The 15,802-nt window shown below is 62.4% G+C and carries 13 protein-coding genes; 8 read left to right on the top strand and 5 right to left on the bottom strand.

The features are described from left to right. Positions 1-12 precede the first annotated feature (12 nt). On the top strand, positions 13-183 hold the full coding sequence (locus tag POF45_RS19630) for a hypothetical protein (RefSeq protein ID WP_259499030.1): 171 nt from the start codon (positions 13-15) through the stop codon (positions 181-183). An 8-nt stretch (positions 184-191) separates the two neighbouring features. Here the strand turns inward: POF45_RS19630 and POF45_RS19625 are convergent, their stop codons facing one another. Together POF45_RS19625 and POF45_RS19620 are read right to left on the bottom strand one after the other, a co-directional pair. Next, positions 192-1,388, bottom strand: coding sequence for a multidrug effflux MFS transporter (locus POF45_RS19625; RefSeq protein WP_282316471.1), 1,197 nt, complete (start codon positions 1,386-1,388; stop codon positions 192-194). Positions 1,389-1,563: 175 nt separating this feature from the next. Continuing rightward, positions 1,564-1,761 (bottom strand): cation transporter, encoded by a 198-nt coding sequence (locus POF45_RS19620; protein ID WP_259499026.1) that lies wholly within the window; start codon positions 1,759-1,761, stop codon positions 1,564-1,566. A 148-nt stretch (positions 1,762-1,909) separates the two neighbouring features. On the opposite strand from POF45_RS19620, the gene POF45_RS19615 reads away from it, so the two are divergent. The 3 genes from POF45_RS19615 (at position 1,910) to cueR (ending at position 5,275) form a co-directional block, all read left to right on the top strand. Then, positions 1,910-2,293 (top strand): hypothetical protein, encoded by a 384-nt coding sequence (locus POF45_RS19615; protein ID WP_259499024.1) that lies wholly within the window; start codon positions 1,910-1,912, stop codon positions 2,291-2,293. Between the two features lie 178 nt (positions 2,294-2,471). Next, positions 2,472-4,862, top strand: coding sequence for a heavy metal translocating P-type ATPase (locus POF45_RS19610; protein WP_282316470.1), 2,391 nt, complete (start codon positions 2,472-2,474; stop codon positions 4,860-4,862). Beyond that, positions 4,862-5,275: a Cu(I)-responsive transcriptional regulator gene (gene cueR / locus POF45_RS19605; protein ID WP_259499020.1), complete on the top strand. Its 414-nt coding sequence runs from the start codon at positions 4,862-4,864 to the stop codon at positions 5,273-5,275. The genes POF45_RS19610 and cueR overlap by 1 nt, the downstream gene beginning before the upstream one ends. On the opposite strand, the gene POF45_RS19600 is transcribed toward cueR, so the two are convergent. The 3 genes from POF45_RS19600 to POF45_RS19585 form a co-directional block, all read right to left on the bottom strand. After that, positions 5,229-6,449, bottom strand: a complete 1,221-nt coding sequence (locus POF45_RS19600; protein ID WP_259499018.1) for an MFS transporter — start codon at positions 6,447-6,449, stop codon at positions 5,229-5,231. The genes cueR and POF45_RS19600 overlap by 47 nt on opposite strands. Before the next feature lie 249 nt (positions 6,450-6,698). Beyond that, positions 6,699-7,592 carry a PA4780 family RIO1-like protein kinase gene (locus tag POF45_RS19590; RefSeq protein WP_259499017.1) on the bottom strand — a complete coding sequence of 298 codons (894 nt, stop codon included), beginning with the start codon at positions 7,590-7,592 and terminating at the stop codon, positions 6,699-6,701. A 350-nt stretch (positions 7,593-7,942) separates the two neighbouring features. Next, complete coding sequence (locus tag POF45_RS19585; RefSeq protein WP_282316467.1) at positions 7,943-9,220, bottom strand: acetyl-CoA C-acetyltransferase; 1,278 nt, start codon at positions 9,218-9,220, stop codon at positions 7,943-7,945. Positions 9,221-9,533: 313 nt separating this feature from the next. On the opposite strand from POF45_RS19585, the gene POF45_RS19580 reads away from it, so the two are divergent. The 4 genes from POF45_RS19580 (at position 9,534) to POF45_RS19565 (ending at position 15,706) form a co-directional block, all read left to right on the top strand. Next, positions 9,534-10,886: a 3-oxoacyl-ACP reductase gene (locus POF45_RS19580; protein ID WP_259499014.1), complete on the top strand. Its 1,353-nt coding sequence runs from the start codon at positions 9,534-9,536 to the stop codon at positions 10,884-10,886. A gap of 2 nt (positions 10,887-10,888) precedes the next feature. Beyond that, entirely contained in the window at positions 10,889-11,743 is an 855-nt protein-coding gene (locus POF45_RS19575; RefSeq protein ID WP_259499013.1) for a MaoC family dehydratase, read from the top strand. A 448-nt stretch (positions 11,744-12,191) separates the two neighbouring features. Then, complete coding sequence (locus POF45_RS19570) at positions 12,192-13,865, top strand: collagen-like triple helix repeat-containing protein (protein ID WP_282316466.1); 1,674 nt, start codon at positions 12,192-12,194, stop codon at positions 13,863-13,865. A gap of 170 nt (positions 13,866-14,035) precedes the next feature. After that, positions 14,036-15,706 carry a ShlB/FhaC/HecB family hemolysin secretion/activation protein gene (locus POF45_RS19565; protein WP_282316465.1) on the top strand — a complete coding sequence of 557 codons (1,671 nt, stop codon included), beginning with the start codon at positions 14,036-14,038 and terminating at the stop codon, positions 15,704-15,706. Positions 15,707-15,802 lie beyond the last annotated feature (96 nt).

The raw sequence follows: 15,802 nt of genomic DNA, 5'->3' as shown, positions 1-15,802 counted from the left end.
AGGAGGTCAGCAATGAAGATCCTGATAAAAGAAGTGGCAACATCCCAATGGCAGGTCCGCCTGGACCAACATGCCGTGACGTTCCGCAGCGAAGCCGAAGCGCTCGCCTTCACCCGCACCCTCGAAGCACGTCTGCAAGCCCCGCATAAAATCCCCGATCGCCAACAGCACGCTGCCGGCTAAGGCTGCGTTCAGGCCTCGGCGTGCGCCAGGGCCCGGGTATTTTGCAAACGTCGGGTGAGGATCGCCACGCTCACCACCAGAACGCCGCACAGGCTGATGACCATGGCCATCGGCATCGCCGTGCCGTCATGCAACACGCCCACCAGCGCCGACGCACCGGCCGCAACACTGAACTGCAAGCAACCGAGTAACGCCGACGCACTGCCGGCGCGAGCGCCCTGCCCGTTCATCGCGCAGGCCGACGCATTGGGTGCGATGCAACCCAGGCTGGCAATGCAGATAAACAGCGGAATCAGCAGCGGCCACAATTGCGTCGTGTGCAGTGAGCTGACCGCGAGCAACACCAGTCCGCCCGCCACATACAGCCACACCGCACGCGCCAGCAAAAAGGCCGGACCGCGTTTGGCCAAGAGTCTGGCGTTGATCTGCGCCATCAGGATGAAGCCTGCCGCATTGGTGCCGAACAGCCAGCCAAAGTGCTCGGGCGGTACGCCATAGAGCTTGATGAACACGAACGGCGAACCGGCGATGTAGGCAAACATCCCCGCAATGGCGATGCCGCCGGTCAGGGCGTGACCAAGAAAGACCTGATCTTTGAGCAGGCGACCATATTGGCGCAAGGCGCCGGACAGCGGTTGACGCGGTACATAATCCGGCAGGCTTTCCGGCAAACCGAGGGCCACCGCCAACGCTGCCAGGGCACTGAAGCCGGTCAAGGTCAGGAAGATCCACTGCCAGCCGGCGGTATTGACCAGCAAGCCACCCAGCATCGGCGCGAGAATCGGCGCCAGGCCCATCACCAGCATCAGTTGCGAATAGACTTTGGCTGAACCCACCGCATCGCATTTATCGCTGACCACTGCCCGTGCAATCACCATCCCCGCGCAACCGCCCAGCGCCTGAACGAAACGCGCGCCGATCAGCCATTCAAGGTTTGGTGCATAGGCGCAAGCCAGCGAAGCCACGGTGAACAGACCCAGCCCCGCAAGCAACGGGATCCGCCGCCCGAAGCGATCCGCCATTGGCCCATAGCCCAGTTGACCGATGGACAAGCCCAGGAAATACGCGGCCAGGGTCATCTGCACATGTTTTTCGTCGGTGCCGAACGCCAGTGCCATCGACGGGAAAGCCGGCAGATAGAAATCAATCGCCAGCGGACCGAAAGCGGTCAGGGCGCCAAGAATCAGGATTGTGCGCAGGTTCATCAGGCATCCAGTTGAGCATGGGTCGGCAGCCCGACAGTCTAGCCGCGCGAGGACGCCTTGAACATTACGATAGGTCGCTAACTATCAAAAACCGGATGGATGCACACATTCCCCCCTGTGGGAGCGAGCAAGTCGAATCTTCGCACCGCCGCTCCCACAGGGGTTATGCGTTATTTCAGGCAACCTTGACCGCATAGCCCTCTTCGCTGATCGCAGCAATCACCTGGTCGACGGTCAAGGCGCTCTCCACGCCCACTTCCTTCGCCCCCAGATCAACGCTTACGCTGGCCGCCGGATCCTTGGCCTGCACGGCCTGAGTAATCGCCTTGACGCAGTGACCGCAGGACATGCCTTGAACGTTGAACACTTGCATGGAATGACTCCTTTGATGAGGTTCAACACAGTGTCGAGCTTGCCACCGTGGCAAGGTCAAGTTCTGAAACAGACTGCCGGGCTGGCATTCGGCGTCGCGCTCCGCCAAGCTGCGCACATCAATGACCCGACCCCCAGGAGATTCAGCCATGCGCTGGAAAGCTCTCAGCCTGTTTGGCTTCCTCAGCCTCTTCGCCGCCCTGCCCCAGGCCAACGCCACCGGCGAGGACTACGCGGTTCTGATCATCTCGCGTGAGCGCCTGGAAGTGGCGACCTCCTGTGAGATCGGTATCTACATTCAGGACCAGTTTGTGGGACGGCTACTGCAGGAGCAGACCACCTCGTTCAACCTGCCCCATGGCACGATTTCCGTGCGCCTGAAGCTGGAGCCTGGCCAGGTGCCGGGCTGCAACCCTGGCATGCTGGCACCGCCCGCGCAGGAGATCACGCTCACGGCCGGGCAAGTGGTGAAATACCGGATTGCGACGACCGCCAAAGGGCTGTACCTGAGGCCTGCTGCGCTCGAATATTGAGTCATATCCCCCTGCTCGCGAAGAGGCCGTGTCAGTCGAAATAGATGTTGCATGACACACCGCTTTCGCGAGCAGGCTCGCTTTCGCATTAAGTCCGCGGCGACTTTGTAGATGGCGCTTGACCTTGCCCGCATGGCAAGGTTGATCCTGTAGGCACTTTCTACAGGGAGCGTGACCGATGTCCGAATCCACCACTTTCGATCTGCCGATTGCCGGCATGACCTGCGCCAGTTGCGCCGGGCGTGTCGAGCGTGCCTTGAGCAAAGTCATCGGCACCTGCGCCGTCAGCGTCAACCTGGCCACCGAACAGGCTCGCGTCCAGGCACCCGGCGACAGCCTGCCGGCGCTGATGCGCGCGGTTGAACAGGCCGGTTACAGCGTGCCCCGCCAGTCTCTGGAACTGAGCATCGACGGCATGACCTGCGCATCCTGTGCTGGCCGCGTCGAGCGAGCCCTGAATAAAGTGCCGGGGGTCAACAGCGTCAGCGTCAACCTGGCCAACGAACGCGCCCATCTCGAACTGCTCGGTCAGGTCGATCCGCAAACCCTGATCGACGCCGTGACCAAGGCCGGCTACAGCGCCAGCGTCTGGGAGAGCGAACACCCACAAACCGACAATCAGCAACAACGCCTGCGCCGCGAGCGCTGGGCATTGATCATGGCGATCATCCTCGCCCTGCCCCTCGTGCTGCCGATGCTGCTGCAACCCTTTGGCGTGCACTGGATGCTCCCGGCCTGGGCGCAATTTGCCCTCGCCACCCCGGTGCAGTTCATCTTCGGTGCGCGTTTTTATGTCGCCGCCTGGAAAGCCGTGCGCGCCGGCGCCGGCAACATGGATTTGCTGGTTGCCCTGGGCACCAGCGCCGGTTACGGCTTGAGCCTGTATGAATGGGCCACTGCTGCCGGGCGCATGCCGCACCTGTATTTCGAAGCCTCGGCCGTGGTGATCGCCCTGGTGTTGCTGGGAAAATACCTGGAAAGCCGCGCCAAACGCCAGACCGCCAGCGCCATTCGCGCCCTCGAAGCGCTGCGGCCGGAACGGGCGATTCAAGTGATCGATGGCCACGAGCAAGACGTCGCCATCAGCGCCTTGCGCCTCAATGATCTGGTCATGGTCAAACCCGGCGAACGCTTCCCCGTGGACGGCGAAGTGGTGGAAGGCCAAAGCCATGCCGACGAAGCACTGATCAGCGGCGAAAGCCTGCCGGTGCCCAAACAACCCGGCGACAAAGTCACCGGCGGCGCCATCAATGGCGAAGGCCGGCTGCTGGTGCGCACCCTCGCTCTGGGCGCCGAAACCGTGCTGGCGCGGATCATCCGGCTGGTGGAAGACGCGCAAGCAGCGAAAGCGCCGATCCAGAAACTGGTGGATAAAGTCAGCCAGGTGTTCGTGCCGACGGTCCTGGTATTGGCCTTGATTACGTTGGTCGGCTGGTGGTTATACGGCGCGCCGATCGAAACCGCGCTGATCAACGCCGTCGCGGTGCTGGTGATTGCCTGTCCTTGCGCACTCGGGCTGGCGACACCGACGGCGATCATGGCCGGCACCGGCGTGGCGGCACGCTACGGGATTCTGATCAAAGACGCCGAAGCGCTGGAGCGCGCTCATGAAGTCAGCGCCGTGGTGTTCGACAAAACCGGCACCCTGACCTCGGGCTCACCGCGGATCGCCCATCTGTCGGCAGTTGATGGTGACGAAGCTGAGCTGCTGCAAATGGCCGGGGCACTGCAACGGGGCAGCGAACACCCGCTGGCCAAGGCGGTTCTGGATGTCTGCGCTGAGCGCGGTTTGCCCGTGGCCGATGTGAGTGCCAGCCAATCCCTGACCGGGCGCGGCATCGCCGGCACACTTGACGGTCGTCAGTTGGCCTTGGGTAATCGCCGTCTGTTGGAAGAAAGCGGTTTGAACGCCGGGCCACTGGCTGATTCGGCCGGCGCTTGGGAAATCGAAGGCCGGACCCTGTCCTGGTTGATCGAACAGGCTCCCGAACCCAAGGTGCTGGGCCTGTTCGCCTTCGGTGACACCCTCAAGCCCGGCGCCCTGCAAGCGGTGCAACAGCTGCGAGCCCGTCACATCAGCAGCCACCTGCTGACCGGCGACAATCGCGGCAGCGCCAACGTCGTCGCCGAGGCGCTGGGCATCGAAGATGTGCACGCCGAAGTGCTGCCGGCAGACAAAGCCGCCACCGTCGTCGAACTGAAAAAAACCGGGGTGGTGGCGATGGTCGGCGACGGCATCAACGACGCCCCGGCGCTGGCAGCCGCCGACATCGGCATCGCCATGGGCGGCGGCACTGACGTCGCCATGCATGCCGCCGGCATCACTCTGATGCGCGGCGACCCGCGCCTGGTGTCCGCCGCGCTGGAGATCAGCCGCAAGACCTACGCCAAGATCCGGCAGAACCTGTTCTGGGCCTTCGTCTACAACCTGATCGGCATTCCGTTGGCGGCGTTCGGCTTCCTCAATCCGGTGCTGGCCGGCGCGGCCATGGCATTGTCGAGCGTCAGTGTGGTGAGCAATGCGCTACTGTTGAAAACCTGGAAACCCAAGGATCTGGAGGACAACTGATGAACATCGGCCAAGCGGCCCGCCACAGTGGCTTGAGCGCGAAGATGATCCGTTATTACGAGTCCATCGGCTTGCTCAAGGCTGCCCATCGCACCGACAGCGGCTACCGGGTGTACGGCGACGACGACCTGCATTCCCTGGCGTTTATCAAGCGCTCGCGGGACCTGGGCTTCTCCCTGGAAGAAGTCGGCAAACTGCTGACCCTGTGGCAGGACCGCCAGCGGGCCAGTGCCGATGTCAAAGCCCTGGCCCGTCAGCACATCGACGAGTTGAACCGAAAAATCCGCGAACTCGGCCAGTTGCGCGACACCCTGCAGGATCTGGTCGAACACTGCCACGGCGACCATCGCCCGGATTGTCCGATCCTCAAGGAGCTGGCGTCAGGCTGCTGCGCCGAACCCGTTCGCGCCTGAACGCCAGCACCTTGACCGTGAGCAAGGTGGTCAACGGAATACCGTGGAACAGCAGCACCACCGCGCCGGGTGTCCACCAGACGTAAAACGGCGCGGCGATCAGCATGCCGACGCCGAAGCCGGTCATCTGCAAGAGCGTCAGAAAGCTGAAAATCGGCAGGCGCAGGTGGTCCGGCTCACGCTGCAGGCGCGACATCAGGCCGACTTCCGAAAAACCGTCTCCGAGCCCTGCTGGCAATGAAAACAGCAGCAGCCCGTAAAGCGTCTGCTGCTGGAACATCAGAATGAAGCCGCAGGACATCAGCAGCACACCGAAGAAAAATCGCCGCTCCAGATTGACGTTCTCCGAGCCTTTGAGACGACTGGCGATCCGCGCACCGATAAGTTTGCCGCAGGCCCATACCGCCAGCATCAGCCCCAGGGTAGTGCTGGCCGAATCCGGCGTCAGCAACCTGGAAATGATCGGGAAACCGACGTTGTGCGCCGCACTGCCCAGCGTATCGGCCATCGCCACCGCCAGCATCGCCGCCAACACTGGCGCCGTGCGCAAGCCTTGCAACAGCGCCGACCACTCGCCGCGCTCCGACGTCGGTTCAGCCGCAGGCGCGGATGCCGTAAACCGCAACGGCACGATGAACAGCGCCGCGAGCAGATAGGTGACCACGTTCAGGGCGAACACCGTTTCAAAACCAAATCCGGCCACCACCAACCCAGAGACCAGGCTGCCACCGACCATCGCGGCAGACGCCGCCGAAGTGATCCAGGCGTTGGTCTTGAGCAACTGATCGCTGTCGATCAGGTTCGGCAACTGGCTATTGAGGCCGATGGCGAACATCGAATTGCCAAAGCCCAAGCCAAAGGCAATGAACGGAAGCAGCAGTGCCTGCTGGGTCACCGGCAAAATCAGCAACAAGCCGAGCACCCCGGCGCGCAGCAGGTCAAAGGCAATCAACGGCACGCGCCCGGCAAAGCGTCGGTAGAACGTAGTGCCGATCAGGCTGGCAAAGATGCCGCCGGCCACACGGCTGGCGAGAAAGACCGCCACGCTGATCGCGCTGTTGCTCAGCACATAGACGTAAGTGGCCAGGGCGACCATGTTGAGAAACGCCCCGAAGTCGGAGATCAGCCGGGCGGTGATGATCAGTTGCGCATTGCGCAGGGAGGGGCTGTTCACATTCAGTCCTTGAGTGTGCAGGGGGGTTCGCAGTATGTCCGAACAGAAATGTCATGCCCACCCTGGATCAGCTGTTGAAGATCAACTGTGGGAGCGAGCCTGCTCGCGAAGGCGTCGTGTCAGCCGACTTCAATGTTGAATGAAACACCGCATTCGCGAGCAGGCTCGCTCCCACAGGGGGATTGCTGGCGTTCTGGATAGAGAATGCACACAAAAAACCCGGCCGAAGCCGGGTTTTGGGTTAGCCGGTCACTGCATCCACGGGGGAGGCGGTTCTTCGGCTTTGCTCGGTGGTGCGTCATCCGCCGCACGGATTGCCTGCTTGCGCTCTTCATCCAGGCGCGCCGCTTCGATCTCGCGAATGATGCCGCCCACGTCCGCCAGTTCTTCCGGTTCGTCGAACTCGCCGGTCAATGCACTGGCCGGGTGCAGGGTGCCGGCTTCGTACAGCGCCCACATTTCCTTGGCGTACTTGGTGCGCTTCAACTCCGGCGCAAATCGCCCGAAGTACGATGCCATGTTGCCAACGTCCCGCTCCAGCATGTTGAACGCGTGGTTATTACCCGCCGCATCCACCGCCTGGGGCAAGTCGATGATGACCGGGCCGTCCGGGGTCAACAGCACGTTGAACTCAGACAGATCACCGTGCACCAGACCGGTACACAACATCAGCACAATCTGCGAGATCAGGAACGCGTGATACTCGCGGGCCTGGTCCGGCTCCAGTACCACGTCGTTCAGACGCGGCGCGGCATCGCCGTACTCATCGGCCACCAGTTCCATCAGCAGCACGCCTTCGAGGAAGTCATACGGCTTGGGCACTCGCACACCGGCACCGGCCAGACGGAACAGGGCCGCCACTTCGGCGTTCTGCCAGGCGTCCTCGGTTTCTTTCTTGCCGAACTTGGAGCCCTTGGCCATCGCACGAGCCTGTCGGCTGTTGCGCACCTTGCGGCCTTCCTGATACTCGGCCGCCTGGCGGAAACTGCGTTTATTCGCCTCCTTGTAGACCTTCGCGCAACGTAACTCGTTGCCGCAGCGCACCACATAAACAGCTGCTTCTTTACCACTCATGAGTGGGCGCAGCACCTCGTCGACCAGACCGTCCTCGATCAGGGGTTCAATGCGTTTTGGAGTCTTCATCAGCTTTTATTGTGGGTCCTTTATTACCAAACACGCGAAAGTCATTCGTTATACGGCAATCCGCGCACGCCGGGGAGGGGTTGCCGACCTATGAACCGAACAGATGCACACAATGTGCCCGAATAACCGGACAAACCGCCGGGTTCTGCGACCGACCAAGATCATAGCCGACCCGGCGCCACTTGTTGACGCCAGGCTTTGAAAGCAATTGCGACAACGCACGCTACACCACAAATCCAACGTGGGAGCGAGCCTGCTCGCGAAGGCGTCATGCCAGCCAACATCAATGTGGAATGACACACCGCTTTCGCGAGCAGGCTCGCTCCCACATGGGCATTCGTGGTGAATCATCAACGTTCGATAATCGCCGTCACCCCTTGCCCGCCGGCCGCACAGATCGAAATCAACCCGCGCCCCTTGCCCGCCGCATCCAGCAGTTTCGCCAGGTTGGCGACAATGCGCCCGCCCGTGGCGGCAAACGGGTGACCGGCAGCCAGCGAGCTGCCCTTGACGTTCAGCCGGCTGCGATCGATGGAACCCAGCGGCGCCTCCAGACCGAGGCGAGTCTTGCAGAACTCGGGGTCTTCCCAGGCCTTCAACGTGCACAACACTTGGGCGGCAAAGGCCTCGTGGATTTCGTAGTAGTCGAAATCCTGCAAGGTCAGGCCATTGCGCGCCAGCAACCGTGGTACGGCGTACACCGGCGCCATCAACAGGCCCTCGGCACCGTTGACGAAGTCCACCGCCGCCGTTTCGCCATCGCGCAAATAGGCGAGGATCGGCAGGCCGCGCTCCTTCGCCCACGCTTCACTGCCCAGCAGCACCAGCGATGCACCGTCAGTCAAAGGCGTCGAATTGCCTGCCGTCAGCGTGCCCTTGGCACTTTTTTCGAAAGCCGGCTTGAGCGAGGCGAGTTTTTCCAGGGTCAGGTCCGGGCGCAGGTTGTTGTCGCGGGTCAGGCCGAGGAACGGCGTCATCAGATCGTTGTGCCAGCCTTCGGCGTAGGACGCGGCCAGCTTGTGATGGCTCTCCAGCGCCAGTTGATCCTGCTCTTCGCGAGGGATATTCCAGGTCTGCGCCATCAACTCGCAATGCTGGCCCATGGACAGACCGGTACGCGGTTCGCCGTTGCGCGGGAATTCGGGAATCAGGTGGTGAGGACGCAATTGCAGAAACGTCTTGAGCTTGTCGCCAGTGGTCTTGGCACGGTTGGCCTGCAACAGAATCTTGCGCAGCCCCTCGCTGACGCTGATCGGCGCATCCGAAGTCGTGTCGACGCCACCGGCAATGCCGCAGTCGATCTGGCCCAGGGCGATCTTGTTGGCCACCAGCAACGCCGCTTCCAGGCCGGTGCCGCAGGCCTGCTGGATGTCGTAGGCCGGTGTGGCGGGCGAGAGCCGCGAGCCAAGGACGCATTCGCGGGTCAGGTTCATGTCTCGTGACAATTTCAGCACCGCACCAGCGACCACCTCACCCATGCGCAGGCCGTGCAAGTTGTAACGCTCGATCAGGCCTTCGAGGGCTGCCGTGAGCATAGCCTGGTTACTGGCGGTGGCGTAGGGCCCGTTGGAACGGGCGAAGGGAATCCGGTTACCGCCAATGATCGCGACGCGGTGCAGCTGTGACATGAATAACTCCTTTTAAAAAACCAGATGTGAACACTGTCCCCTGTGGGAGCTGACTCTTGTGGCGAGGGAGCTTGCTCCCGCTTGAGTGCGCAGCACTCACAACGTCCGTAGTTGTCAGCACAATGTTGGGGCCGCTACGCAGCCCGGCGCGAGCAAGCTCGCTACAAAAAAGATCCCACCGAGACCGCAATGCGCTGAAAGCCCAGTTACAACCTACTCTGCAATGATCAAGCGTAGGCCTTATCTCGTGGATCGAACGACTGATCGCCATTCGTGGTCCACACTTTGAACCCCAGCTGCCGGAGAGCGTTCCATGTCTGACCGTTATATCGACTTCGCCAACTCGTCCATCGGCCACCGCGTGGTCGGGGCCCTCGGTTTGCCGACGCCGGTGCGGCTGGAGCGCTGGCAGGCAGGACGCCTGCGCCCTGTTGAAGGCGCGTTGCTGATCGGCGGCGGGCCGCTGGCGCAGAAGGTGACGGCCTTCGCCAACCGCCTGACCGACGCCATCTATAGCTACGGCACCGAGCCGACCCTGGCTACGGCATGGATCCCCGGCCACGGCCCGAAGCTCAAGGCCGTGGTGTTCGACGCCAGCAACCTGCTGCACACCGACCAGCTCAAACAGCTGCGCGAATTCTTCCAGCCGCTGATGAAAAACCTCGATCACAGCGCGCACCTGGTGATTCTGGGCCGGGCACCGGAAACCCTGAGCGACCCGTTCGCCGCCAGCGCCCAGCGTGCGCTGGAAGGCTTCAGCCGTTCGCTGGCCAAGGAATTGCGCAGCGGCGGCGTCTTGCAGCTGATCTATGTCGGCGACGGCGCCGAAGAACAGCTGGAAGGCCCGCTGCGGTTTTTCCTCTCGCCCAAAAGCGCCTTCGTTTCCGGTCAGGTCATTCGCCTCACCGCATGCCGCACACCGGTCGAGGATTGGACGCGGCCATTGGCTGGGCGCAAAGCGCTGGTTACCGGTGCTGCGCGCGGCATCGGTGCATCCATCGCCGAAACCCTGGCGCGGGACGGTGCCGAGGTGATTCTGCTCGACGTACCACCCGCCAAGACTGACCTCGAAGCCCTCGCCGCACGCCTCGGCGGACGCGCCATCACGCTAGACATCTGCGCCGAAGACGCCGCCGCGCAATTGATCGAACAATTGCCCGATGGCATCGACATCGTGATCCACAACGCCGGCATCACCCGCGATAAAACCCTGGCCAACATGACGCCGGAATTCTGGGACGCGGTGCTGGCGGTCAATCTCAATGCACCGCAAGTGCTGACCAAGGCCCTGCTCGACGCCGGAACCCTGCACGACAATGGCCGGGTGATTTTGCTGGCCTCGATCAGCGGCATTGCCGGTAATCGCGGGCAAACCAACTACGCCGCCAGCAAGGCCGGGCTGATCGGCCTGGCCCAGGCGTGGGCACCGCTGCTGCATGAACGCGGCATCAGCATCAATGCGGTTGCGCCGGGCTTTATCGAAACCCAGATGACCGCACACATCCCGTTCGGCCTGCGCGAAGCGGGGCGACGCATGAGTTCGCTGGGCCAGGGCGGCCTGCCGCAAGACGTCGCCGAAGCTGTCGCGTGGATGGCACAACCGGGCTCTGGCGCGTTCACCGGACAAGCGCTGCGGGTGTGTGGCCAAAGTGTTCTGGGGGCGTAGCCATGATCACCGACTGGCACACCCTGAACCGCGAACCAAGGCTGCCTGGACTGTATGTACGGGCGGCAACCCGGCGAAAAATCACCGGCACCACCCTGCCTGACTCCGGCCTGCGCTGTTGGGTCAATGTCGAGCCCAAACGGCTGGCGGCCTATCGAAAGGTTTGCGGCTTTGCCGACAACGGCCTGCTGCCGCCGACCTATCCCCATGTGCTGGCGTTTGCCTTGCAGATGCAATTGCTCACTGCCAGGGACTTTCCGTTCCCGTTGCTGGGGCTGATTCACCTGAGCAATCGCATCCGCGTGTTGCGGCCCATGGGCGGGGTGAATCGCGCTCGGGTCAGCGTGCAAGTGCAGAACCTGCAACCCCATGCCAAAGGCGCGACGTTCGATCTGGTCACCACCCTGGATGATCAGTTGGGCACGCTGTGGGAGGCCGAAAGCCGAATGCTGTGCCGTGGGGTCAAACTCGACGGCGAGCCGGTTGAAGAGGTGCTGGAAATCACCCTGCCGCTGACCGAAGTGGCGCGTTGGAAAGCCCCGGCCGATATCGGCCGGCAGTACGCCAAGGTGTCTGGCGACTACAACCCGATTCACCTGAGTGCGGTGAGTGCCAAACTCTTCGGTTTCCCCACGGCCATCGCACATGGGCTGTGGAATAAAGCACGCACCCTGGCGGCGCTGGCCGATCATCTGCCGACGGCGAACGTCGAGATTTCCGTCCAATTTCACAAACCGGTGAGGCTGCCGAGCGAGGTGACATTACTGGCCAGTGCGGCGGCTTCCAGTGGGGATTTGCGGCTGGTCGGGGCCGGGGAGCTGGAGCATATGGTGGGGCATTGGCGGCCCGTCGCTTGAATGTTCGGCCAGAACATCTTCGGTGTATTTGATATCGCCTTCGCGAGCAGGCTCGCTCCCACGGGGGGAAATCCAATCCAGGGTGGGAGCGAGCCTGCTCGCGAAGAACGATAACGCGGTTCAACTGAAACAACCGGCGCCCGGAAAACATGATTAATTGTGTATATATAACTTAAGTTTTCACTCTCTCTTATGCCTGTACCCGAAAAAACCCCGCCCTTGATTTACAAAGACTTTCCCCAAACAGACGCCCCCAACTTATACCCAAGGCATTAGTCCTTAGGCCGCTATTTCCGGCCCCTATATAAAACGGTTAATACCAACTTGAGAATGGTGCAAAAACAGCCTTGAGATTGTGATGTACGCAACGGACGAAGGCATTGCCGGCAACAGATCGGCGAGCCATCGAAGACAACGATCGTTGTAGTACAGGTGCAGGGACTCTCTCATGAACACTCAAGTGTGGTGCAAATCAGCAACAGCATTGGCTCTCATTCTCTCCCTCGGCCTGACCGGGTGCAGCAGCGGCGGTGGCGGTCATCACAGCAGCGATGGATCGTCCAGCGGTACGGCTGCCGCAGGAACCTCAGGCTCGGGCAGCTCCGGTAGTACCACCGGTACAACGAGCGGCACAGACGGCAGCACTTCAGGAACCGGCACTACCGGCGGTACTGCTGGCACTGGCACCACCGGCGGCACTACTGGCACCGGCACCACTGGCGGCACTACCGGGACTGGCACTGGCACCACCGGCGGCACGACCGGGACTGGCACCGGTACCACCGGCGGCACGACCGGGACGGGAGGAACTGGAACTGGAACCGGCACCGGCACCGGAACTGGCACAGGCGGCACAACTACCCCCACCACCCCGGCGCTGGTGACCAGCACCGTAGTATCCGATCTGGGCACCACCGTCAGTGGTGTCGGCGCAGGCCTGACTGGCGTGGGTAATGCGGTGTCCACCGTGCCGGTCGTAGGTGGCGTGCTGCAGAGCGCCGCCGCCACCACCGGCAATGTAGTCGATACAGTAGGCACTGGCCTGACCACCGGCCTCGGCACACTGGGCACCAACCCTCAAGCCTTGAGCACTACGACAGCCACCGTTGGCAATGTCGTCTCTGACGTCGGCACCGGTGTGACCGATATCAGCGGCAAACTGGCGAGCGCCACCAGCAGCGTGCCCGTGGTCGGCGGGATCGTGACCCAAGTAGCGCCAGCACTCGCCGGCGTCGGAGACCAAGTCACCATGCTCGGCGACACCTTGAGCACCGCCACCAGCAGCGGTCCGTTGGGCACCCTCACCAACGGCATCGCGAACCAGGCGCTGGTACCGGTAGTGACCCTGGCCCAAAACCTGACAACGGGAGTCGGCGGTGCCACTGGCCTGGGTAATCCGGTGAATAGCGTACTCGGTAAAGTCGGCAGTGCAGTCGGCGGGTTAGGCGGTCAACTGACCACCGCTGGCGCCGGCAATCCGCTGACCAATACCGTCGGTGGCGCACTGACTAACGTTGGCACCACCGTGGGCGCGGCGGGCGGTCTGGCTGCGCCCTCTGGAACCGGTACGGGCAGCGGTGGCCTGGGCGGTAGCCTGGGCGGCACCGGCTTGCTGCAAACCGTCGGCGGCGCAGTATCAAACGTTGGCAGTGGCTTGAATGCCGGCAGCAACGGCGGACTGAACGCAGGCGGCAATGTCCTCGTCTCGGCCGGCAACACCGTGGCTTCACTCAACACCGCATTGGGCGGCTCCGGTACGCCCATCACCAACACCACCACGCCTCTGGCCAGCCTTGGCGGCGGAGTGGGCGCAGGTCTGGCACCCGCCGTGAGCGGCGCCACCGGCCTGACCCAAAACGTCGGTGCAGCGACTGGCCTGGGCGCTCCCGTCAGCGGGCTGACCAATCAGGTCGGTGGTGCGGTGAGCAACCTGGGTTCCACCCTCGCAGCCAGTAACACCAACCCCGTGGTCGCAGCCGTCGGCAACACCGTATCCGCAGTCGGAGCCACTGTCGGCGCAGTCGGCGGGCTGGTCAATGGCGGCACCACCAGCACCAGTACAACAGGCGGTGTGGGCGGCTTGCTCGGTGGCCTCAGCGGTGCCTTGAGCGGCAAAAAATAACCGAATGCACCTGGCCGATTCGACGGCCTTATCTACAGCGCCTACGCTTGGTTGAGAGCGGGAGATTCAGATGAGTCTTCCGCTTTTTTATCTGGAATATGACAGCCCGCCGTTGCGCTTCAGTGAGCTGACGAGACACGGGATGTTGTGATCTGAACATGGAGTGTCCTATGCGCATTATGGCTTCCTTGCTGTTGATGACCGTCAGTTCCTTCGCCTTCGCCGACACCCTGCCCACCTTCCTCAATAGCAACGAAACCATTCGCAACCTCCCCGTCCCGAACCTGCCCGCCGACGCCTATCGCCCCGCCAGCACACCGCTGCAAGTACCGGAGCCCGGCGCGACGTCGGGCCAGCCGTTGATGATGGGCACCAAAGTGACGGTCAAGACCGTGCAGATCGAAGGTGGGACGATCTACCCGCTCAAAGAGCTGGCGGCGCTGTATCAACCCTTGATCGGCCGCGAAAGCAGCCTGGGCGAACTGATCGAAGCGACCCGCAACATCACTCGCCGCTACCAGAAAGACGGCTACCTGCTGTCCTATGCGTTCCTGCCGCAGCAGAGTTTCGACAAAGGTACCGTGCGCGTGGTGCTGGTCGAGGGCTACATCAAGGACTACCAATTGCAGGGCGACGTGGGGCGCGTCAAAGGATTGCTCGACAAACTGGTGGCCAAGCTCCAGGCCGAACGCCCCCTGACCCGCAAGACGTTCGAGCGCTATACCACGCTGATGAGCCGCATTCCCGGCGTGACCTTGCAGGCGCAAGTGCCACCACCCGGCACCACCGATGGCGCCGCCTACCTGATTGCCCAGGCCAGCCGCAAACCGTTCACCAGCACCCTGAGCACCACCGAAGACAATCGCAACGGCACCCAGGCCCTGATCGGCGTCAGCAGCAACTCGCAAACGGCCATGGGCGAGCAACTGACCCTCAGCGGGCTGTTTCCGCCGGGGCATGATGCCGAGCATTACTACCGTGTGGACTACAACCAGTACCTCAACGCCGAGGGCACACAACTGAGCCTGTTTGCCTCGCGCTACCGGGCCGAGCCGGGGATGAACCTGGTGCTGGATAACGGTCTGCAAGTCAAAGAGCAACAGGCGGACGATCGCTACTCCATCGGCTTCAGCCACCCGCTGATTGCCTCGCCCAACGAAATACTCAGCGCTGGCGCGCGGCTGTATGCCGTCGACGACACCACCCGCTACAACGTGATCGGCTACCCGTTGAGTGCCGAGGAGCGCACCAACATCCGCGCCCTCGCGTTCGAAGGCGAATGGCGCAAGGCGGACGCCCAGCAATTGCGAATTCTCAGCGCCGGCGTGTATCAAGGCATCAACGCAATGGGCGCGGGCAGCAACAACAGCGCCTACGACCTGGACTTCTTCCGGCTGCGGTTATCGGGCGTACAGAGCGACAAATTCTTCGACAACTGGCAAGGCGTGCTGTCGGCTGCGCTGTACTGGAGTGACGACACCCTGCCCATCAGCGAACGTGCGGTATTCGGCGGCCAGAACTTTGCGCGAGGCTACCCGGACGATCAGGCGTCAGGCGACAAGGGTTGGGGCGTGGCCTACGAGGTGAACTACAGCTTCCATCGCGACGGCAGCTGGGTGCGGGTGTTGCAACCCTATGTCGTGCTGGACCGCTCCAAGACCTGGTTCAACCAACTGGCGATTCAGGGCAACAGCATGTCCTCGGCAGCCGTGGGTCTGAGGTTTGGCGATGCCAAGTACTACAACATCGCACTGGAAGCGGCCAAACCGATGTCGGATGAGGCGCTGGACACGCTCAACCGACGACCTCGGTACAGCATCAGCTTCAGTTATCAGCTGTAGATTTCATTGATGAAAGTTGGCCCCTTGTGGGACCGGGTACATCTGAAAGAGAGAGGGAGCAACCGGCAGCCCGCCTTCGTCGAAACGACGAAGGCG

It is taken from the genome of Pseudomonas fungipugnans (genome assembly GCF_029955235.1).
Lineage (GTDB): Bacteria > Pseudomonadota > Gammaproteobacteria > Pseudomonadales > Pseudomonadaceae > Aquipseudomonas > Aquipseudomonas fungipugnans.
This window is presented reverse-complemented; position numbering and strand designations above follow the sequence as displayed.